This window comes from Paenibacillus sp. FSL A5-0031, assembly GCF_001956295.1.
Taxonomy (GTDB): domain Bacteria; phylum Bacillota; class Bacilli; order Paenibacillales; family Paenibacillaceae; genus Pristimantibacillus.
In genome coordinates, this window is record NZ_MRTD01000016.1 from 138,884 (window position 1) to 160,020 (window position 21,137).

General features: G+C 47.0%; 17 protein-coding genes. 5 read left to right on the forward strand and 12 right to left on the reverse strand.

Going from position 1 to position 21,137, the window contains the following annotated elements; all coding sequences use genetic code 11:
• The first annotated feature begins 271 nt into the window (after positions 1-271).
• On the forward strand, positions 272-646 hold the full coding sequence (locus tag BK120_RS25310; RefSeq protein ID WP_076270280.1) for a DUF3992 domain-containing protein: 375 nt from the start codon (positions 272-274) through the stop codon (positions 644-646).
• A gap of 27 nt (positions 647-673) precedes the next feature.
• Positions 674-1,015 carry a DUF3992 domain-containing protein gene (locus BK120_RS25315; RefSeq protein WP_076270281.1) on the forward strand — a complete coding sequence of 114 codons (342 nt, stop codon included), beginning with the start codon at positions 674-676 and terminating at the stop codon, positions 1,013-1,015.
• Positions 1,016-1,070: 55 nt separating this feature from the next.
• On the opposite strand, the gene BK120_RS34995 is transcribed toward BK120_RS25315, so the two are convergent.
• Positions 1,071-1,676: an S-Ena type endospore appendage gene (locus tag BK120_RS34995; protein ID WP_144376856.1), complete on the reverse strand. Its 606-nt coding sequence runs from the start codon at positions 1,674-1,676 to the stop codon at positions 1,071-1,073.
• Between the two features lie 152 nt (positions 1,677-1,828).
• Positions 1,829-3,709, reverse strand: coding sequence for a collagen-like protein (locus BK120_RS36310; protein WP_305953904.1), 1,881 nt, complete (start codon positions 3,707-3,709; stop codon positions 1,829-1,831).
• 659 nt (positions 3,710-4,368) lie between these two features.
• On the opposite strand from BK120_RS36310, the gene BK120_RS25330 reads away from it, so the two are divergent.
• Positions 4,369-4,911, forward strand: a complete 543-nt coding sequence (locus tag BK120_RS25330; RefSeq protein ID WP_076270283.1) for a hypothetical protein — start codon at positions 4,369-4,371, stop codon at positions 4,909-4,911.
• A gap of 59 nt (positions 4,912-4,970) precedes the next feature.
• On the opposite strand, the gene BK120_RS25335 is transcribed toward BK120_RS25330, so the two are convergent.
• Positions 4,971-6,872 (reverse strand): putative bifunctional diguanylate cyclase/phosphodiesterase, encoded by a 1,902-nt coding sequence (locus BK120_RS25335; protein ID WP_076270284.1) that lies wholly within the window; start codon positions 6,870-6,872, stop codon positions 4,971-4,973.
• Positions 6,873-7,023: 151 nt separating this feature from the next.
• Positions 7,024-7,404 carry a DUF423 domain-containing protein gene (locus BK120_RS25340; RefSeq protein WP_076270285.1) on the reverse strand — a complete coding sequence of 127 codons (381 nt, stop codon included), beginning with the start codon at positions 7,402-7,404 and terminating at the stop codon, positions 7,024-7,026.
• A gap of 63 nt (positions 7,405-7,467) precedes the next feature.
• On the opposite strand from BK120_RS25340, the gene BK120_RS25345 reads away from it, so the two are divergent.
• The gene (locus BK120_RS25345) at positions 7,468-7,965 is read left to right on the forward strand and encodes a hypothetical protein (protein ID WP_076270286.1); all 498 of its coding nucleotides are present in this window, start codon (positions 7,468-7,470) and stop codon (positions 7,963-7,965) included.
• 78 nt (positions 7,966-8,043) lie between these two features.
• On the opposite strand, the gene BK120_RS25350 is transcribed toward BK120_RS25345, so the two are convergent.
• Both BK120_RS25350 and BK120_RS25355 read right to left on the reverse strand, forming a co-directional pair.
• Positions 8,044-11,136, reverse strand: a complete 3,093-nt coding sequence (locus BK120_RS25350) for an AAA family ATPase (RefSeq protein WP_076270287.1) — start codon at positions 11,134-11,136, stop codon at positions 8,044-8,046.
• Positions 11,133-12,308, reverse strand: coding sequence for an exonuclease SbcCD subunit D (locus tag BK120_RS25355; RefSeq protein ID WP_076270288.1), 1,176 nt, complete (start codon positions 12,306-12,308; stop codon positions 11,133-11,135). The genes BK120_RS25350 and BK120_RS25355 overlap by 4 nt, the downstream gene beginning before the upstream one ends.
• Positions 12,309-12,523: 215 nt before the next feature.
• Between BK120_RS25355 and BK120_RS25360 the strand changes: the two genes are divergently transcribed.
• Positions 12,524-13,768: an MFS transporter gene (locus BK120_RS25360; RefSeq protein ID WP_076270289.1), complete on the forward strand. Its 1,245-nt coding sequence runs from the start codon at positions 12,524-12,526 to the stop codon at positions 13,766-13,768.
• A gap of 69 nt (positions 13,769-13,837) precedes the next feature.
• Here BK120_RS25360 and BK120_RS25365 read toward each other — a convergent pair whose 3' ends face one another.
• From BK120_RS25365 to BK120_RS25390, 6 genes are all read right to left on the reverse strand, one after another.
• Positions 13,838-15,310, reverse strand: a complete 1,473-nt coding sequence (locus BK120_RS25365; RefSeq protein WP_076270290.1) for a CoA-acylating methylmalonate-semialdehyde dehydrogenase — start codon at positions 15,308-15,310, stop codon at positions 13,838-13,840.
• A gap of 101 nt (positions 15,311-15,411) precedes the next feature.
• Positions 15,412-15,639: a hypothetical protein gene (locus tag BK120_RS25370; RefSeq protein ID WP_076270291.1), complete on the reverse strand. Its 228-nt coding sequence runs from the start codon at positions 15,637-15,639 to the stop codon at positions 15,412-15,414.
• A gap of 61 nt (positions 15,640-15,700) precedes the next feature.
• Positions 15,701-17,095 carry a dihydropyrimidinase gene (gene hydA / locus BK120_RS25375; protein ID WP_076270292.1) on the reverse strand — a complete coding sequence of 465 codons (1,395 nt, stop codon included), beginning with the start codon at positions 17,093-17,095 and terminating at the stop codon, positions 15,701-15,703.
• Between the two features lies 1 nt (position 17,096).
• Positions 17,097-18,401 carry an NAD-dependent dihydropyrimidine dehydrogenase subunit PreA gene (gene preA / locus BK120_RS25380; protein WP_076270293.1) on the reverse strand — a complete coding sequence of 435 codons (1,305 nt, stop codon included), beginning with the start codon at positions 18,399-18,401 and terminating at the stop codon, positions 17,097-17,099.
• A complete protein-coding gene (locus BK120_RS25385) occupies positions 18,394-19,767 on the reverse strand; it encodes an NAD(P)-dependent oxidoreductase (RefSeq protein ID WP_076270294.1) in 1,374 nt (457 codons plus the stop codon). Before BK120_RS25385 ends, preA begins: the two co-directional genes overlap by 8 nt.
• A gap of 120 nt (positions 19,768-19,887) precedes the next feature.
• A complete protein-coding gene (locus BK120_RS25390) occupies positions 19,888-21,132 on the reverse strand; it encodes a M20 family metallo-hydrolase (protein WP_144376857.1) in 1,245 nt (414 codons plus the stop codon).
• Positions 21,133-21,137 lie beyond the last annotated feature (5 nt).

Consider the following 21,137-nt stretch of genomic DNA (forward strand, 5'->3'; position numbering starts at 1 on the left):
CAAAAAAGAAAATCAACTGGTTAACAAACTCGGATGTTTTTCATCTTTACTTACATGGCTTTCTAGGCTTTAATTCTGTTTCTCCAATGACAAATCCCTTCGCTCTTCATTTTGATGGTTCTTCTTCTCTCTCTAGTCTATTACCCATAGAAATTGCAATAACGAATGACTTCTTGTTTAAAAGATATTTCTCACCTCAGGCAGATGTCCAAGCGGGCAGGTTAATGCCTGCATTAAATAGTTAGAAATTATAAATAGGAGGGATTTAGGTATGGGTTGTAATAATTCTGCAACTGCTTTAACTTGTTGTGCTGATAAAAACTTTGTGCAAGATAAAGTATGTACACCATGGAGCGGTACCGTTGTCGCTGCTGACGTCCTAGTTGTCGTATTCACAAATAATATAAATCAAAATATTGTCGGTACCGGGTATTTGCAATACGACATCGGTCCAGATGATATTACATTTGATTTTCTCGACAGCACGGGAACTCCTATCAATGCTGCTCCATTTACACTCTCTCCCGGAACAAGTCTTGCTTTTACGTATAGGCGCTTCAGTGCCATTCAAATAACGCTTCCAGCAGCATCACCAGGTACTTATCAAGGTGAATTCTGCATAACTACCCGTTACCCTGTCCAATAAAATAAACGAGTGGAGGGATAAACGAATATGTGTGAAACAAATTCTACACTTAGTTGTTGCTCAGACAAAGTCATTGTGCAAGATAAAGTGTGCTCGAATTGGCAATTAGCTGCAGCTGGAACCCAAATCATTTATTCGGACAATATATCACAAACCATCAATGGGACAGGGTATGTTAAATATGAAACCGGTACAGCACCATTAACAGTAAACTTCTTCAGAACAGGAATCGTAGCAGCTATTCAAACCATAGTTATTCCTGTTGGAGGCAGTGCATCATTTACGGTAGCACGTTTTAATACCATTTCCTTAACTACGACGGCAGCAGCACAAGGAGAGTTTTGTATTACAGTCCGTTATAGCCTATAAATCATATAGCCTAAAAATAAGGGTGGTTCTTCATTTATTGAAGAACCACCCTTTATTATTGTTCATTTAATGGAATGGGGTTCGAATGCAGACCAATCGTAGTTGAAATTACATATTTCCCTTCAATATAAAGTAACTCATTACCTTTTGCAGAAACTTTTACAGACTTAATGCCTTCACCAATAAAATTAACCGTATTACCAGGTGGCACAATCATTAGTTTAGTTTCAGTACCAACAATTTCTACTTCCAAAGGATCAGTGCTCGATGGGCTCGAGTATATAGTCATTTGCGCCACCTTAACTTTTGCTTCAATATCTGTTTCCCATATTTGAAGTCCTGTTAGATTACTTTGGAGTAATATATTTCCACAGCATTCTTTTTCAACCAACGTAGTCGCAGGATCAACGCAAGATGGATCTGGACATGGTCTAGGACAAGGCCTTGGACATGGTCTCGGTCTTCGCCTGTGACATCGCTTAGGAGGACACGGAAATATTGGGAAACATCTCTTCCTACGCGTTCTTTTTTTACAGCATTTTTTCTTTATTATATATTTTGATTTTTGCTTATTTATTTGAATAAAAGAGGGTTTCACCATGAGAACATTCATTGATTCAAATAAGGGCTTTTTCTTTGAACAGAATCTCCTTTTCAGCATATTCCCCCCTCTTTCAAAAAACGCATATTCCAATTCATACTTATATTAAATGTATCTTTCCGGCACATGGTTATACATTATCTGAATTTATTCCAAAAGAGGTCATATGCCTAGTAGATTTAACCTCCATTAACGAAATGCATGTTTGATTATTACGTAAGTTCATGCATGGACCAAACTACACCATTTGTAGATCCGCCACCTATATTAAGTGCGATAGTCAGACCGTTCGCATTATAGTAAAGCCCAACAACATCACCAGCGGTGAGCGTAACCTCACCTGCCAAGGTTACAGTTCCATTTCCGAGTACGGCTCTTAAAGTTAGAAGCAATGCAATATTAACATTCAAAATAGGTAATAATCCCGTAACTAGACTTGTTGTTGTAGGTGCTGTTCTTTGAACTAGAAAAAAGGGGTTTACTCCAGCTCCGAGGCTTACGCCAATAGCTGCTGTGGTTATATAATTTACTGTTGCTAAAATAGAATATCTACCAGTGACCGGTATTGTGAAATTTCCAGTTGCAGCATTGAAATTCGCATTTCCGTAATAAGGATTCGCTACAGACCAGTTAATAAGCTGACCTGTTGCAGATAAAGTAAGAGTTGACAAAAATGCTGAAAATCCTTCAGCAGCAAAGTTCGGACCAGTGGCTCCTGTCGCACCTGTTGCGCCCGTTACTCCTACTCCCGTCGCTCCTGTAGCTCCCGTTGCACCCGTTACTCCTACTCCCGTCGCTCCTGTCGTGCCTGTCGCCCCGGTTGCTCCCGTTACTCCTACTCCCGTCGCTCCTGTCGTGCCTGTTGCCCCAGTTGCACCCGTCACTCCCACTCCCGTCGCTCCTGTCGTGCCCGTTGCCCCGGTTGCACCCGTCACTCCTACTCCCGTAGCTCCTGTCGCACCGGTTGCTCCTGTTGCACCTGTCACTCCCACTCCCGTAGCTCCTGTCGACCCGGTTGCTCCCGTTGCACCCGTCACTCCTACTCCTGTAGCGCCTGTTGCCCCAGTTGCTCCTGTCACTCCTACTCCCGTCGCTCCTGTCGTGCCTGTTGCCCCAGTTGCACCGGTCACTCCCACTCCCGTCGCTCCTGTTGTGCCCGTTGCCCCAGTTGCACCCGTTACTCCTACTCCCGTCGCTCCTGTCGCACCGGTTACTCCTGTTGCACCTGTCACTCCCACTCCCGTCGCTCCTGCCGACCCGGTTGCTCCCGTTGCACCCGTTACTCCTACTCCTGTAGCGCCGGTTGCCCCAGTTGCACCCGTTACTCCTACTCCCGTCGCTCCTGTCGTGCCTGTGGCCCCGGTTGCCCCGGTAACTCCCGTCACTCCCACTCCCGTCGCTCCTGTAGCGCCGGTTGCCCCAGTTGCACCCGTTACTCCTACTCCAGTGGCTCCTGTCGTTCCGGTTGCTCCTGTTGCACCCGTTACTCCTACTCCAGTGGCTCCTGTCGTTCCGGTTGCTCCTGTTGCACCCGTCACTCCCACTCCCGTCGCTCCTGTAGCGCCGGTGGCCCCGGTTGCTCCTGTCACTCCTACTCCCGTAGCTCCTGTCGTGCCTGTTGCCCCGGTTTCACCCGTCACTCCTACTCCCGTCGCTCCTGTAGTGCCGGTTGCTCCCGTTGCACCCGTTACTCCTACAGTCCCTATCGCCCCTGTTACTCCAGTTACTCCCGTCGCTCCTGTTGCCCCTGTCTCTCCAGTTACTCCTGTTGCCCCAGTCGGCCCGGTTGCTCCTGTTACCCCAGTTGCTCCTGTGGCTCCAGTCTCACCCGCTACTCCTGTTACTCCCGTTACTCCCGTTGCTCCAGTTACCCCAGTTGCTCCCGTCGCTCCTGTCGCCCCTGTTGCCCCTGTCTCCCCAGTTGCTCCTGTTACCCCTGTTACTCCCGTTGCCCCTGTTTCACCCGTCGCCCCCGTCGCGCCAGTTATCCCCTTCTTACGCGTCCCGTCGCAGCTTAATGAACCGGAGCATGAACAATTGCTACTAGAACATTGTGATCTGTTAAGTTTTGAGCTGCCACAATACATATCCATTAGCCCCATCCTTTGTTCAACAATCTCGAATTCATATATCATAAAAAATCAGAATCGATGAAATTTTTCGATCCCAATTTTCCTATCATTGAATCTATATAAAACTTATCATCTAAAATAAAAATTCTCCCAGAAACAGAAAACATTCTACCCCTCTATCGGCAGACTCTATTAATAGTAAATGTATCTTCCTCAGTTATTGATTGTACTCAAGCCTTATTTTCCAAATAATAGTCATTTAGTACATACCTAAAAATAGAGCCACCGCTGCCTTCAATAAGGCAAAGTGACTCTATCTTTTCCACTACTTTTAACCTGTCTAACCCTTCCCATACAAAGATCACATAATATATCGAGACCAACAATCCATTTTTTTATTTTTTATAAAATTTTACATTTATTCTGCAATTAATCTTGACAGTACAACTTCCGTTTAATGTTTCAAAGAAATAATAATATATGCTAAAATAGATCAGCCGAACTTTATTATAAGTAGTTAGGTCTTTATACCGTATAGCACAGATTTAATCTAAATCCTGTATCTGTCCATTTGAATGCGGATACATTTTCTTGCATCACTCGAGTTATCGCCGCTCACTACTACATGAAAAATCGATTTAGTGGTATATTAGTACTATATCGAATCGTCCGGAGGTCCTATGGAAAAACATAACTCTTCACAAGACCGAGCATCCTTTATTTTTAATATTGAGGTGCTTGTAGAAGGGAAAAACAATGCTGCAGCGCTTGAGCAATTGCTTCATTCGCTAAATGGTTCTGACTTTGTTGATTTCCGTATATTATCCGGCATCCAACTTGGAGAGCAAATCGATCATCGCAAGAATAATACAAGCTCCACCCGTGAAATTCCTTTGCCGCCTAACCTAACTAAAAATGCTGACAACGTACAACCTAACAGAACTTCAACCACCACTCCTGAGAAAACAAAAGAAGCTAAAAAGGTCGACAAACCAGCAGCAGATGCTCTAGAAGCTTTAAGCTATTACGACAAAATAAGGGCACTCATGAAAAACAATACCTTAATCCGGCTCCTCGTTAATAAAGGCTTAGGTATTACGCTCAGCATTCCTTGCCGAATCATTAATATGGATGAGTCGGAAAATATTATTACCGTTTATCATGTCGACGAGAAGCAAGTTTATACGTTTCGAATGAACGAAATTGAAGACTTCTCATACTAATCCACGCATGAAGAAAAAAAACCGTTCCAATGACTGTTTTTCAGCCATAGAACGGTTTTTTATGCATAACCCGGTGATAACATTTGTTCAATGTTGTCACTTGATACAGGGGGACTCCAAAAGAAGCCCTGCATTTCATCGCATTTATGCTTGCGAAGAAACTCCATTTGCCCTTCAGTCTCCACGCCTTCTGCGATAACCTGAATATTCAGGTTATGAGCCATTGCAATAATTGCAGCAACGATTTCTGCATCACTCGGGTCCTGCTGAATATCACGTACGAAGGAGCGGTCAATTTTCAACCGATCAATCGGGAAGTTTTTCAAATAATGGAATGAACTATAGCCTGTACCAAAATCATCAACGCTAATATTAACGCCTAATTCCGTCAAGTCGAGCAAACAGCGAGACACATGGCTAACATCCATCGTCATCGACTCCGTGATTTCCAGATCCAAATATTTTGGATCGAGGCCTGTTTTCTCAAGTACTGCCGCTACCTTGCCTGCGAGATCCGTTTGAACGAATTGCCTAATCGATAAATTGACGGATACTGGCATTAATGGCAATCCAGCGTCTTGCCATGCTTTGTTTTGACGGCAGGCCTCTTCCAGCACCCAATCGCCAATTTGGACAATCATGCCGCTCTCTTCAGCTAACGGAATAAAGTTCCCTGGCGGTATCATGCCTTTAATCGGATGATTCCATCTTACAAGCGCTTCTACGCCAACCATAGTACCTGAGCTCAAATCATATTGCGGCTGATAATGCAAAATAAATTCCTCGCGCTGAATCGCGCGATACATCTCATGCTGCAGCGTAAGTCGCTCCAATGACGAATTGCTCCAGTCCTCCGAATAAAGCAGGCAATCATTTTTCCCGCTTTCCTTCACTTTGACAAGCGCCATATCTGCTTTCTTGATAAGCGAATAACTATCATCATCCGCGTTGCGGTTTGTAACCAAACCAATGCTCGCTGTAATATGTAACGGGAAGCCGCTCAGCTCATAGGGCTCTTCAATCGACTTGAGGAGATTTCTGCACAGCTCAAGCAAATGCTTCTCCGATCGTAAATTGCAAAATAATAAAGCAAATTCATCGCCTTCCATACGCGCTGCAAAATCATTGTCATCAAGATCTCGATTTAGTCTTTCTGCAACTTGCATGAGAAGAATATCACCAAATTCGCGTCCAAAAGATGCATTGACCAGCTTGAAGCGATCTAAATCCAAATAACAAATACCAACGATACGTTCTTCTTCCTTCGCCCTTGTCAACGTCTCCGTCAGTTTCATTTGAAACAAAGTGCGATTCGGCAATCCGGTCATATCATCGTGATAGGCCATATAGCGAATTCGTTCAATATTACGTTTGCGATCGCTTAAATCCTGGCTTATTACTACCGTTCCGATGACTTCATCCATCTGTATCATAGGTGAGCAAACAACTTGAAGCTCGAGCGGAAAACCTGAACCATGTGTAATGTTAATATTGATCTGTTTGGTTTCACCAAGCAAAGCATGCTCAAATGTTTCTTGCAGCAATTGCCGGCTACCCGGTTCGACTAGTCGCAAGATCGTTTCACCCAGAAGCTCGGTTCGGTCATAACCAAGTGTACGGCCGGAAGCCTCGTTCAACTCCATGACAATCCCGTTTTTATCCAATATCGCTAGCGGAACGGCATCTGAACGAAGCAAAGTCTCTACAATTGCCGTATGATAATTTTGGAAGCTAAACGTCACATTTCGCTTTATATAAACAATTACTGCAGTTACGATTAACGATGCAGCGATGGCCAAAGCGGTCCATTTGTACATCGTGTTAGAAATTAATATAAATGATACGATAATCCAGACCAACCCGAGTGCTGCCAGCAAACTGCTAATAACCAACGATCCATTCAATGATTGCTTGAGGAGTTGCCGCTTTCTATCAGGAAAACCATCTATCCGTTTCGTCACGCACAAACGTCCTTCCTCTATTTCGAGTCAAGTCAGTGTTCGCTTTATTATAAACGATGTACGCGCTCTGGTATAGAAATATTTACTAAAGCAACTTGTTTTTTTGTTGTAATACAGAGTAATATGTCGTCATTTCATTATTTATTTCTAACTAATTACTTTCTTTCTTAAGTGCTGCAGTAATAATACATATCCAGCCAGCAATAATCGCAACGCCGCCAATAGGTGTAATCATGCCAAGCTTGCTGAAGCTCGTAATTGATAATACGTACAAACTGCCGCTAAAAATGATCATTCCTGTTAGAATTAATCGACCGCCATTTAAAGCAAGCTTGCTCGTCCCCATTTGTTTGGCGAACAAGGAAATTAGAATTAAACCGAGTGCGCTGTACATGTGATAACGAACGCCTGTTTCAAAAACCTCTAAATAATGATCAGTCAATTGTTTTTCTAATCCATGTGCTCCGAATGCGCCTAAAGCAATGGCTAAAGCCGCGTTTATTGCTCCGATTGCAAAATATTTTGGAAACATTTGTTTTCAATCCTCTCGTATTTGTGTATAATTTTACCGTAATTAGTAAAGGAGCTGATATAAATGGAAAATGAAACCAATAACAATGCTAATCCATCTTCCAGCAATGAGCCTTATGGCTCAAGACCCGTTTTCTCAAATGACCAAACCATCTATGAAGGTCCTAAGAAACATTCAGGAATTGGCATTGCATCCTTCATCATTGGGCTGCTCTCAGCCGTATTGCTTATTATTGCAATCGTCTCAGGCTCCTCATTCGCTGATCAGATCGCAAATACAGACATCGTTATAGCAGACCCTTCTGATAGCGCAGCTTTTCAAGCTTCAATCGAAGCGCTTGGTCAAGAAGTTCTTGTTTCTATGATGCTTACTATCGTTTGTATTTTTGGAGCAGGACTACTCTCCCTTGCAGGCCTTATATTAGCCATTATCGGTGCCGTCTCCAGCAAGCGTCGTAAAACGTTTGGCGTTATTGGCATTGTACTTAACGTTGTCGTATTTGTAGGCGGTATTGCCTTATTTTTTGTAGGCTCTGCTTCTATTGCTTCATCTGTTGCCTAATTAAATTTCGGCCAGCTGTAAAAAGTCTGTCTCAGCCTCAATGGAGTGCTCGAAGCAGGCTTTTCTTATTCAAGCCGCTTATCTCACCGTTAATTTCGTCCGACTAAAACCTTCCTTCGTCTTATTAACCTCAAGGCAAGCCGGGAATGCATCCTTAAGCTCCTGAACGTGAGATATAACACCGATCATCCTTCCTGATTTCTGCAAATCAACAAGTGCTGTAATAGCTTTCTGAAGCGATTCCTCATCCAGTGAACCAAAGCCCTCATCAATGAACATCATTTCAATCGTCACGCCGCCCATGTGGGATTGAATAACATCCGTCATTCCAAGTGCAAGACATAACGAGGCGTTAAACTTCTCACCGCCGGACAATGTTTTCACGTCACGATTCTGACCTGTATAAGCATCATAGACATCGAGGCCTAGTCCGCTTTGCTTGCCGCGAGTTTCAAGGCGATCACTTCTTTGCAGCATAAATTGCCCATTCGATAAATCGTGCAAGCGCGAATTGGCAGCAAAAAGAATCTGCTCCAAAAACTCGATTAGAATATAGCGCTCGAACGATACCTTGAGCGCATTATCCCCTTTCAGCATCTGGAATACATCCATGACCTCTTCTAGCTTAGCCTCAAGTTCGCTCACATAATCATTGGCTTTTCCAATTGAAATGGCAAGTCGCTCAGCAACTTGACCGGTCCGCATTGCCGTTTGTGCGGCGGCAAATAGTTTCTCCTGCTGCTGCTTCAAAGCAGCAAGCTGCTCCTGAAGCTGCGACAGATCAACTCTAGGTTTGCCTGCAAGCTCGCTTTGCAGTTCAACCAGCTGCTGCATAAGTGAAGCAACGGCTGCTTGGTATGCAGCAATTTCTTTTTTCAACTGTTCTCTAGCTGAGTCAGGCAAAGCTGCTTCTCGATATTGCTGAACCGTGTCAAAACCCGCTTTCACGAGCTCATCCAGCAATCGCTGCTCTGCTTGCTGCCTGTTTTTTTCCGCTTCTAGCTGCTGCTGCTCGGATTGCACGGCATATGCTTTCTGTTCAGCCAGCTTCGCCGTCATTTTTTGCTGCTGCTCTTGAACAGACTTCCAAGCTGCCGACATTCGGTCATAAACTACCTGCTGCTCATTTAGTTTTTCAGTCAGCTTCTCAGGAGTTCGCAGCGTTTCTGGGATGCGGCCCAGCTCCTGCTGCAGCGCCGATTGCTGTGACGTTCGCTCAACGATTAAGCGCTGCTGCTCCTGCTGTAGTTGTTCCTTAAGAAGCTGTTGCTTCTCGAGTTGCTGCTCCTGACGTTCGATCAACTGCTTGAGCTCAGGAAGCTGCTTCACTTTCAATAGAAGCTTGTCCGTTTCTTCTTTAAGGCCGCGCCAAAGCTGCAGCAGCTGCGCTCGTTGCTCCTCCAGCATGACGGCTTTCAATCCAAATTCCGCCAGCTCTTTAGCACCATCCTCGCGTGTTGCTTGTGCTGCAGCTGCTTGTGCTCGCGCTTCAAGCCATTCCCGCTCCACTGCGGCTAATTGTAATTTTGCCTCTTGCAGCCGTTCACGAGAAGGAATCTCAGAATGTATGACTGACTTTGCTGGATGCTCCTCACTGCCGCACACAGGACAAGGCATGCCCTCATGCAGATGAACAGCTAGCAGTGACGCTTGCCCCTCAAGCCATGCAGCCTCAAGCTTATCGTGGTTGTCTTTTGCTTTGCTGAGAGTTTGAGCAAATTCTTTCTCTAATAGAGCGATTCTCGTCATTTCCTTCTCGACATCAACTACTCGCTTTAATTGTTTCCCCTGCTGCTCAATAAGACGCAGCTTGTCCAGCTTGTCTGTCAGCTCTGCCGTTTCTAGCTCTGTTTCCTTCACTTGTGCATTTGCAGCGAGCTTCGCTTCTCGCAGCTTAATAAGCTCTGCATCCAATGCCTCAAGCTTAGTTGTACAACCCTTCTCTGCAAGTAAGAGCTTGTCGATCGCTTGCTGCTGACTAGCTAGCGTTCTTACGATTGGAGCCATCTCTAGCAATCTGCTGAGCTCACGTTCAGCTTCTCGCCGTTCGTCGCTGCGCTGCTCTTCTACTGCAAACCGCTCAACTGCAAGCTTAAAGTCGCGCTCCGCAGTCTCCAGCCCCGCTTGCCTCGTAGCAAATTGTTCCCGCTTCAACTTCGCATCAGCAGCGGTTCGTTCAGCATGCTCCTGATAAGGTGTCAAATGGGCCGCTTTTTCAGCAAGCGCCAGCCGCTGCTCCTTCAAGCCATATTCCGGCTTCTGTCCATCCAGCTGCTCAAGCTGCGTCCGCTTCCTCGCATGCTCCTCGTACTTGCTATTAAGCGCCATCGCAACCCTCAGCTGCACTTCTGCCGCTTCAAGCCTTCCTGCAAGCAGCTCCTTTTGCTCTTCCGCTTCTCCTGCAAGCTTCTTATAAAATTCAAACTCCAGCGCCAAAGCGTCCGTCACTTGCGTCGCACTATATACTTCCTGCTTAAAGGTTTCAACAAGCTTACTATTTTCTCGCTCTGGCAGCGCCTCTTGCACTTGCTTCATATAAGCATTAAGAGTCGCTTTTGCTTCTTTCAGCTGATCCTGCAGCGCACGATTTTTTTGCTGAAAACGATTTTCCAAACGCTCATACAGCTCTGTCCGGAAAATTCGGCGCAAAATCTCTTCCTTATTATCCGTATCGGAAGTTAGCAGCTTTCGAAACTCTCCTTGCGGCAGCATGACAATCTGACTAAATTGCTCCTTGGTGAGGCCAATTATCTGCTCCAGCTTAGCATTCACGTCAGACAAAATAAAACGGTCCACAGCTGGAATGGGTTCCCCGCTAGTCGTCTCGTACAGCTCGCACTTACCGCCTGTTTCACTTTTGTTCCCGCCCTTGCGATGAGGCATCTGCCTAAGGACCAAGTAGCTTCTTCGACCGATAGCGAAATCGAAATGAACCGCGGTGTGTATTTCTTCTGCAGCAAAATGACTGCGAAGCATACGGGGATCAGCTCGATCCTCTCCACTTGCCGTTCCATAGATAGCAAAACAAATCGCATCAAAAATCGACGTTTTCCCTGCGCCTGTATTACCTGAAATAACAAACAGGCGTCGATCCTCCAGCATGCTGAAATCAATCGTTTCCGTGTCTCGATAGGAGCCGAAAGCTGTCATTGTTAATTTGATTGGCCTCATAGCATACCTCCTTCCTCACGCAGCAGCTCTGCATACGTATTCGCAAACAACTGTTTTTTCGCTTCTGAGAGTGGTTGCTGCTTTACTTCTTGATAAAAAGCTGCGAACAGTTCGATTGGATCAGCCTCACGCCGTCCTTTTGCCACTCCAGCGTCCAAGCTGCTGCCATCGCTCGAATGGCTGCCTGAAGATAATGGCCTGCGTTCCACATGAAGCGCATTCGGATAAACCGCACGCACCTTCTCCATTGGAAACAATACGGGATTATCATTCAAAAGAGTAACAAAAACATAATCCTCGTTTATTTCATGCTTCGTTATCTCTTCAATAGTAGCAGTTATACGTCTCATGTTGCGAAGCGGAAGCAGCTCGCGCTTCTCGATCTCCACTTCACCCGCTTCATTAAGCTCAATGACGAAATAACCCTTCGCATGGTTCTCCTCAGAAATCGAATATTTAAGCGGGGAACCCGCATACCTTATCTTGTGATTGCGAACGAAATGGGCCTGATGCAAATGTCCAAGCGCTGTATAATTAAATTTCTCAAAATAAGCCGCACTCACATGTTCAGCTCCGCCAACAGATAATGGCCGCTCGGAGTCGCTTGTGTTAAGCTCCGGCTCTCCGGTTGCCGTAACAAAAGCGTGCCCGACAAACACATGCCGAGCTTCTGGATTCATAGACTCAGCAATGTTTGCTGTGACTGCCCGCATCGCATCGTCATGCGTTTTTATCGATTCATCGCCAAACTCGTAGCGTACTTGCGCAGGATCTGCGTACGGAACAAGATGGAAGTGAACCTCGCCGAATTCATCATTTAGCACGATTGGTCCGAGCGTTTTGCGAAGCTGTCCCGCCAAATATAAACCGCGATTCTCCATCATTTTTGTACCAAAATTAATACGGTCTGGACTGTCGTGATTCCCTGATATTGCAAGCACTGGCGTACCTAAATCAATGACGATCCGGCTGAGCAGCTCATCAAGCAATTCTACCGCTTCCGTAGGCGGCACAGCCCGATCATAGAGATCGCCAGCAATAATGACCGCATCCGGCCGTTCTATTTCGATTGCTTGCAGCAGCTGCATCAGAACATAACGCTGATCCTCTGTCATATATACGCCTTGAACGAGCTTGCCCAAATGCCAGTCCGCAGTATGAAATAGCTTCATTCGTCACAAACTTCCCTTCCTTGCATTTCTATCTATTTTAACACGTTATTGGTCTATCATTTATTTTAACATCCGATTCATCATGCCGCATAGTAAAGCTGAAATTGCTTTCCGGTATCTATTGCACATCGCATAAATACACGATAAAGTTAGACACGGCATACGTTTATCAAACTCTATTCCTATTATAATGACAACGATGGAGGACTACCAAATTGTCTCGTTTCACTTCTACTTTATCCAAAAACTACATACTGCTGCTTACTGTCGTATTCGGAGGTTTTCTCATCTTTGGCTTCTCCGAAAATATTAAAGGGCCTGCGCTTCCTAGAATGCAGAGTGAATTGAAGCTTGACGAGCTGCAAGTCGGAATTTTGTTAGCATTTAACTCCCTTGGCTATTTGCTTGCATGCAGCTTTACCGGGTGGCTAACCCGTAAAGCAGGCATGAAACTCACCTTGCTGCTCACATTTGGCTCTATGGCGGTGTCTGGTGTTTGCATCTATTTTGCAGCAAACTACACCTCTCTTTCATCCGCTTATTTCCTCATGTATGTCGGAAATGGGATGCTGGAAATCGCGCTAGCCATCCTTGCCGCTCGAATTTTCATCAAAAACACGGGCACGATGATGAACCTCGCACACTTTTTTTATGGGCTCAGCTCAACCTTTGCCCCGATCATTGCTGCTTCGCTGATGGGTGTTCATGTATTTGGCTCTGCGCTAGGCTGGCGGGGGATGTACATGCTTATGCTCGCGCTCTCGATTTTGCCCATGCTTCCAGGACTTTTCGCAAAATATGCCGGTGATGAGCAAAAACACGAGGATCGAATTTCTTTAAAGGAATTTGCTCGTGATAAGATCGCTTGGCTCATTGTAGTCGTACTATCTTTCGGAGTAATATCGGAGCTTGCTGTTGGCGGTTGGCTCGTTAACTTTTTGGAGAAGGCTTACGGCTGGAGCGGTGATGCATCGGCTAAAATGCTATCTGCCTTTTTCTTCTGCTTTATGCTCGCAAGGCTCGTTCTCGGCCCCGTCACTGACAAAATTGGCTACACGAGATCGCTCATTTTGTTATCTGCTTTTTCTGGGTTATGCTCAGTTGCAGCTATTATCATCGGCGAACCAGGGGCCTTTCTGTTTGCACTCGCAGGAGTTGGTATCGCCCCAATCTATCCAACCGTCATGGCCTTGCTTGCCAAACGTTACCCGAACAACGCCGATACCGCTATTACATTTACTGTAACCTTAATGGGTATAGCGAGTGTCATCGGCAACCTCGCTATCGGCGCCATTACAGAATGGACGAAGCAGCTGTTCGCCGGAAGTGGAAACTCGCAGGTCAGCCTCGTTGCAGGTCTGCAAGGCGGTTATCTATTCATCGGGGCATGTGCGCTTGCCTGCTCGGTCACTTCGATCATTCTTTATCGCATGCTTAGAAATAGGAATGCTGTATTATAAATAGAAATGCCCCTGCCAGTGCTGAAGCTCAGCACCCTGCGGGGGCATTTTTTATTCCAGGCAGCCTTTTCAAAAATATCTCGATGTTATCATTTTTTTCTTCGTATAAAATTCCACTCCGTCCTTTCCATTGGCATGCAAATCTCCGTAGAAAGAGTCCTTCCAGCCCGAAAATGGAAAAAAAGCCATTGGTGCAGGCACACCTACATTAACGCCCAGCATGCCAGCCTCCGCTTCCTCGCGGAACTTTCGAACCGCCTTAGCATTTTCCGTATAAATGACTGCTGAATTACCAAATCTAGAACTATTCACTATAGTAAGCGCCTCATTTAAATCTTCCGCGCGCAAGACAGATAATACTGGACCAAATATTTCCTCCGTGGCAATCTTCATTTCAGGCTTCACTTGGTCAAAAATCGTCGGTCCAAGAAAATATCCTTCGCCGCTGCGTTCCGTTGCAAGCCTGCCATCCAGCAGAAGCGCAGCCCCTTCAGCAATCCCGCTCGCAATATACTTTTCGATGCGCTTACGATGCTCATCGCGTATGACTGGCGTTAAGGTGACGTCATCGCGCATTCCCGAACCGATGATCATTGCTTCCGCTGCAGCTTGCAGCGCCTTCATAAAGCTGCTCCCATCACCGACTGCAACGACAGCAGAGCAAGCCATGCATCGCTCACCAGCACTGCCAAAGGATGAGGCAATGATGTTCTCAACCGTTTTATCGATATGCGCGTCCGGCATTACAATATGGATGTTTTTGGCGCCGGCAAGCGCTTGAACTCTTTTGCCGTTATACGCAGCACGTTCATATACGTATTTGGCAACAGGCTGCGAGCCGACAAATGAAATGGCCTTAACACCGGGACTGCTCGTCAACGCATTTACAACATCGTGAGCGCCATGCACCACATTAAGTACACCATCCGGCAATCCCGCTTCCCGTAACAGCTCCGCAAGCTTGTTAACGGTAAGCGGCGTACGTTCTGATGGCTTGAGCACAAAAGTGTTGCCAAGCGCGATGGCAAGCGGGAACATCCAGCAGGGTACCATCATCGGAAAATTAAATGGCGTGATGCCTCCCACTACACCAAGCGGCACCCGGAACAGCTCCGAGTCTATATCTGTAGCTATGTTCGCAAGCGTTGCGCCCATCATATGCGTCGGCGCTCCTGCCGCAAACTCCACATTTTCGATGCCGCGCTGCACTTCTCCGACCGCTTCTTTGTAGCTTTTTCCGTTCTCCATCGTTATAATCTCCGCCAGCTCCTCCGCATGCTCCTGCAGAAGCTGCCAGTAACGAAACAGTACCCTCGCCCTGCGTGGAACAGGGGTTTTGCTCCATGCGGGATAAGCCTGCTCCGCAGCATACACAGCAGCTTCAACATCCTCTTGGACGGATAACGGGACGTATGCGATTACTGCACCTGTAGCTGGATTGATCACTTTATCTGTTCGTCCATTTACAGACTCCACCCAAACACCATTTATAAAATTACGTAATTTAAGCGAATCCTGTAGGGAAATAGGTTCTATAGCCATCCTATCAGCTCCTATGTTTGTTAATTATCGTTGGGAACAAACCTTTTATCCTTTGGCGCACTCAAGCAGCTATCTCTTTTTGGAAAACGACGCTCAAATTTTTACTGCGCGTCTTTTTGTTCTCTAACATCTTGTTTAAGAAGCACATTAACAAAATATTTGCGAGCATCCGCCGTCTCAATCAGCAGCGAAGCCTCATCTCCGCCGGGGTGCTTAAGCTCCAGCCAATCGCCGCTCAGCCCTTCACGTACAGCAGTAATGACATACTCCTGATTCAAATACGCATCAATCTTGTTTTTCTCCTCGACGAATTGCTCATAGGCGGACATATCTCTTCCTCCTTTACTTCCCTCTATCCCTCATGTCGCAAGGCAGCGATGCGACAAGCAGCTATCGGTTAACCGCCTTGTAAGGAGCCCGCTTCACGTATCGTCCAGTCCCAAGAGAGCCAACAAATTGACAATCTTGAATAACAAATTCACCGCGTGATAGCACGCTAACGGGCAAACCTGTCACCTTCAATCCTTCAAACGGGTTATAATCAACGTTCATATGATGTGTTTCTGCTGAGAGAATACGCTCTGCTAGCGGATCAAAGATGACGATATCCGCATCACTGCCAACGGCAATCGTCCCCTTCTGAGGAAAAAGACCAAACAGCTTGGCGCTGCGCGTCGATACAATGTCTACGAATTGATTAAGCGTAATGCGCCCTTGATGAACGCCCTCCGAATAAAACAGCGAGAATCGATCCTCTATAACGGGGCCGCCATTTGGAATTTTACTGAAATCCCCCCGCCCCAAATCTTTCTGTCCGTCAAAATTAAAAGAGCAGTGATCTGAACCCAGCGTTTGCAGCTGGCCGCTCTTCAGTGCATTCCAAAGCACCTCTTGATGGTGCGCTTCACGAAGAGGCGGCGACCATACGTATTTTGCCCCTTCAAAATCCGGCTTCTCCAGCTGCGACTGATCGAGCACCAAATATTGCGGACAAGTTTCGCCCCACACGTCTACGCCTTGATTGCGCGCCTCTGCGATTTGCTGGACTGCTTCGGCGCATGTCACATGCACGACATACAGTCTCGCTCCAGCAAGCTCGGCTAGTTTTGCTGCCCGTCCAGTTGCCTCTCCTTCAATAATCGATGGTCTCGTAAGCGCATGATAAATAGGCTCGGTGTTGCCTGCCTCCAACGCTTTATGAATGAGAAAATCGATGACATCGCCATTCTCAGCATGGACCATCACCATCGCTCCATGCTCCTTGGCTGCGAGCATCGTCCGAAACAACGTGCCGTCATCCGCTTGAAACACATTTTTGTACGCCATAAACACCTTCAAGGAGGTAATGCCCTCTTCATTAATAATCGATGGAAGCTCGGCAAGCACTGCATCGTTTATTTCACTAATCATAAGGTGAAAGCCATAATCGATAACGGCTTTTCTGCCTGCTTTTTGATGCCAAGCCGCAATGGATTCCTTAAGTGGTTTCCCTTTTGTTGTCAAGCAGAAATCAACGATCGTTGTAGTTCCTCCGAAAGCTGCAGCTTTTGTGCCTGTCTCAAAATCATCCGCCGTAACCGTGCCGCCAAACGGCATATCAAGATGGGTATGTGGATCAATGCCGCCTGGAAATACGTATTTGCCTGTTGCATCGATAATCTCATCCGCTTCCGATTCGAGGTCAATGCCGATTTTGGCGATGATGCCTTCCTTAATTAGCACATCAGCTTTATACGTGTCGGCTGCCGTTACAATAACCCCATTTTTAATGAGCTTCACCGTCATCCTATACAGCCTCCTTCTTATCGCCATCGTCAGAATCATTGCTTTTTCCCAGTGACGCAATTGCCGCTTGCCGTTGATTCCAGCTTAGAGCTGGCTCCGTCGATGGAACCTCTACCATCTCAATTGCACCTTCAACCGGGCAAACAATAGAACAAAGGTTGCAGCCTACACAATCTTCCTCGCGAACCTTCAGGTATGCTGCGCCAGTATCGTCTATATGCCGCTCAATACACTGATGCGACGTATCCTCGCAAGCGATATGGCATTTATTGCAAACGATGCAAATATCCTGTTCAATTCGTGCAACGACCGCGTAATTAAGGTCAAGATCTCCCCAATCCGAATAGCGCTCTACCGATTTGCCTATTAGCTCATTGACTGATTGTAAACCCTTTTCATCCAAATAATTGTTCAGACCATCGATCATATCCTCTACGATGCTAAAGCCATGATGCATGGCCGCTGTACATACTTGAACGCCAGTTGATCCCATCAAAATAAACTCAACCGCATCCCGCCAGCTCGATATTCCGCCAATACCGGAAATGGGCACCCCGACTAAAGGATTTCGGGCACATTCCGCAACCATATTAAGCGCAATCGGCTTAACAGCAGGCCCGCAGTAGCCCCCATGCGCGCCTTTTCCGCCAACATGCGGAATCGTATTCCATGTATCGATATCCACTCCTGCTAGCGAATTAATGGTATTGATCAGAGAGATCGCATCCGCTCCTCCGCGAACGGCTGCTTTCGCTGTCGCGGTAATGTCCGTAATATTGGGCGTAAGCTTGACTATGACTGGCGTCCTCGCTGCCTCCTTGACCCACATTGTCTGCATTTCAACCAGATCAGGCTGTTGTCCGGAAGCAGCGCCCATCCCCCGCTCCGCCATGCCATGTGGACATCCGAAGTTCAATTCCAGTCCATCGACACCGACAGCCTCTACTTTTTTTACAATTTCATGCCATTTCTCGCGTTTAGGCTCCACCATCAATGAAACGACAAGCGCATGCTCCGGAAATCGCTTCTTTGTCTCGTAAATTTCCTTTAAGTTCACTTCAAGCGGGCGATCCGAAATCAGCTCAATGTTGTTGAATCCTGCTACTCGTTGGCCATTGAAATGAATAGCTGCAAATCGCGAGGATGTATTAATAATTGGATCGCCCAGCGTCTTCCATACCGCTCCGCCCCAGCCCGCTTCAAATGCTCGCTGAACTTGATAGCCGGTGTTCGTTGGCGGAGCTGATGCAAGCCAAAAAGGATTTGGAGAAGCTATGCCTGCTAATTGAATGCGCAGATCAGCCATCATTTTCCCTCCCTGCAACTAGCGTTTTGTAAATCGAATAAGCTGCCAGCTTGCCTTGCTGTGCGGCGGCAACCACCATCGCATCCCCTTGACCTTCACCGAAAATAACGTCGCCAGCAGCGTAAATTTTGGGATTAGAGGTCTGATAGGTTCCCGTATTCACCATCACCATTCCTCGCTTATGATGCAAGCCCAACTGCTCAATTAGCGGCAAGTGACGTGTCTGACCAATTGCCTTAATGACAACATCAACATCAAGCAGGAAAGAGGAGCCTTCTACCGGTGTCACCCTCTTTCTTCCTCCTTGTTCGTCCTCTTCAAGCTGCATCCTCACGCATTCAAGCGCCTCGACATTTCCGTCAGCATCTCCGATAATCCGGCTGGGAGCGCTTAACCATTCAAACTCTACGCCATCTTGCTTCGCGAATTCGAATTCAAAATCGTAGGCGGTCATTTCCTCTCTCGTCCTGCGGTATACCATCTTCACCTTCGCAGCCCCGAGCCTCACCGAGCAGGTAGCCGCATCAACCGCCGTATTGCCCGCACCGATTACCGCTACACGTTTGCCAGCAAAATCATTTGTAAGCTCCGTTTTGGTCGCTTCTACAAAATCAATGGCATCATACACACCGGTTAATTGTTCGCCCTCGATGTTAAGATAAGGCACCTTCGACATTCCTATCGCAAGTAAAACCGCATCATACTGCGCCAGCAGCGAATCTGTGGCTATGCCAGAGCCAATTGCTGTATTCGTCCGAATATCAACGCCCAGCTTCTTCACCTGATCAACCTCCCACAGAGCGATGCTCTGCGGCAAACGAAACGAAACGATGCCATATGTATCAAGACCGCCCGCTTGTTCCTTCGCTTCGAATATCGTAACGGCGAAGCCGAATCTCGCAAGCTCGCGCGCAGCAGACAGACCTGCTGGTCCGCCGCCTATAATTGCGACCGATTTGCCGTTGCTTTGACCCGCTGCGAACAGCTGTTGATTATTTTTCATCGCCCAATCCGTAGCATAGCGCTGCAGGCTGCCGATCATAATCGGCTTTGAGGATTCGTTCATTACGCATGCGCCCTCGCACAGCTCCTCAGTCGGACATACTCTGGCGCAGGTCGCTCCAACGGGATTGGCATCCATAATGACGCGAGCAGACCCCTTCATATTGCCGGAAGCAATTTTTTTGATAAAAGAAGGGATGTTAATGCCCGTCGGGCACGCTTTTATGCACGGAGCATCGTAACAGTACAAACAGCGGTTCGATTCCTCTATAGCTTCCTTTGGCCGCATGCCTGCCTTCACCTCTGCAAAGTTTCGCCGCAGTGATTCGACAGGAATAAACACCGGCTTTCCTATCGCGCCCATGCCCATCTCCTCCTTATTCAACTTCAATATTTTTATAGGTTTCAAGTATTCAATCACACTGAAGGTTTTACATGTCTATAACCCGGGCAAGAGTTGTTGATCTACTATAATCGTTCACTTTTAGTCACTTAATCTGTGCGCTGTTCGGTATAGAAGCTCTACACCGAGTTCGATATCTTCCGGCGATGAATATTCCTTCGGATTATGACTTATCCCGTCCTTGCAGCGAACAAATATCATTCCGTAGTTGCAAACATAGGACATTGTTAACGAATCATGGAACGGGCCGCTCATCAGAACGGGCGGGGCAAGACCTATTTTCGCCGCTTCCTCCTGCATAAGCTCCCTAAGCTCAGGCGCGCAGTATCGCGGATCACTCCTCGTATCTTCACGAATCGTGTACGTCAAGCCATGCTCTAAACAAACAGCAGCTATCCTCGCAAGAAGCTGTTCCTCCAGCCTGTTCCTGCGACTCCGATCAATATCACGGAAATCAACGGTGAAGCTTACTTTCTCTGCAATAATGTTGCGCGAGTCCGGAAATACCGACAGCGAACCAACCGTTCCTACAGTCGGTGCGCCAGCTTCAGAGCTAGCTAATTCGTGGAGTGCGATGATAACCTTAGCGCTGCCGACCAATGCATCCTGGCGCATAGACATTGGCACGGAACCCGCATGTCCTGCGAAACCTGTCATTTCTACCGTCCACCAGACAGGGCCGGATATGCCGCTGACGATTCCAATCGGTTCATGGAGCGACTCCAGCACTGGACCTTGTTCAATATGCAGCTCCAGAAAAGCAGCTATCCGCCCTTCCTCAAAGACATATCCTTCAAACGCAGCAGGATCACATCCAAATGCGATCAACGCCTCTCTGCGAGTCACACCATTTTTATCCGACCGATCAAGCTCCCCCTCCTCAAGCTTCCCGGTCATTCCTCTTGCGCCAAACAACCCTTTGTTAAACCTGCAGCCTTCTTCATCGCAAAAAGCGACAACTTCAATATTTCTAGCTGGTTTAAAGCCTTTTTCAACCATCGTTTGAACGGCTTCAATTGCCCCTAATACCCCTATCACACCATCGAATCGCCCGCCGTACGGTTGCGAATCAATATGGGAGCCAAGCATAAGTACCGGTGCTGCCGAGTCAGCTCCCTCTAGCACGCCGATCAAATTGCCGAACGGATCTATCCGCGCCTCCATCCCCGCTTCAAGCATCCAACTCCGCACCAGCTCTACACCTGCCAAATCCTCCTTCGACAGCGCCAGCCTGCAAACACCTGTATCACCGATTTTGCCAATCTGAGCGAGCTCATCAATACGCCTGTGCAGCCGCTTCGCATTAATGCTGAGTTCTTTCACCACTCTTT

Excerpts from the sequence above, each read along its gene's own strand:
- BK120_RS25310 (WP_076270280.1), top strand. The coding sequence starts at position 272 with ATGGGTTGTAATAATTCTGCAACTGCTTTAACTTGTTGTGCTGATAAA.
- BK120_RS25315 (WP_076270281.1), top strand. The coding sequence starts at position 674 with ATGTGTGAAACAAATTCTACACTTAGTTGTTGCTCAGACAAAGTCATT.
- BK120_RS34995 (WP_144376856.1), bottom strand. The coding sequence starts at position 1,676 with ATGCTGAAAAGGAGATTCTGTTCAAAGAAAAAGCCCTTATTTGAATCA.
- BK120_RS36310 (WP_305953904.1), bottom strand. The coding sequence starts at position 3,709 with ATGGATATGTATTGTGGCAGCTCAAAACTTAACAGATCACAATGTTCT.
- BK120_RS25330 (WP_076270283.1), top strand. The coding sequence starts at position 4,369 with ATGGAAAAACATAACTCTTCACAAGACCGAGCATCCTTTATTTTTAAT.
- BK120_RS25340 (WP_076270285.1), bottom strand. The coding sequence starts at position 7,404 with ATGTTTCCAAAATATTTTGCAATCGGAGCAATAAACGCGGCTTTAGCC.
- BK120_RS25345 (WP_076270286.1), top strand. The coding sequence starts at position 7,468 with ATGGAAAATGAAACCAATAACAATGCTAATCCATCTTCCAGCAATGAG.
- BK120_RS25350 (WP_076270287.1), bottom strand. The coding sequence starts at position 11,136 with ATGAGGCCAATCAAATTAACAATGACAGCTTTCGGCTCCTATCGAGAC.
- BK120_RS25355 (WP_076270288.1), bottom strand. The coding sequence starts at position 12,308 with ATGAAGCTATTTCATACTGCGGACTGGCATTTGGGCAAGCTCGTTCAA.
- BK120_RS25365 (WP_076270290.1), bottom strand. The coding sequence starts at position 15,310 with ATGGCTATAGAACCTATTTCCCTACAGGATTCGCTTAAATTACGTAAT.
- BK120_RS25370 (WP_076270291.1), bottom strand. The coding sequence starts at position 15,639 with ATGTCCGCCTATGAGCAATTCGTCGAGGAGAAAAACAAGATTGATGCG.
- hydA (WP_076270292.1), bottom strand. The coding sequence starts at position 17,095 with ATGACGGTGAAGCTCATTAAAAATGGGGTTATTGTAACGGCAGCCGAC.
- preA (WP_076270293.1), bottom strand. The coding sequence starts at position 18,401 with ATGGCTGATCTGCGCATTCAATTAGCAGGCATAGCTTCTCCAAATCCT.
- BK120_RS25385 (WP_076270294.1), bottom strand. The coding sequence starts at position 19,767 with ATGGGCGCGATAGGAAAGCCGGTGTTTATTCCTGTCGAATCACTGCGG.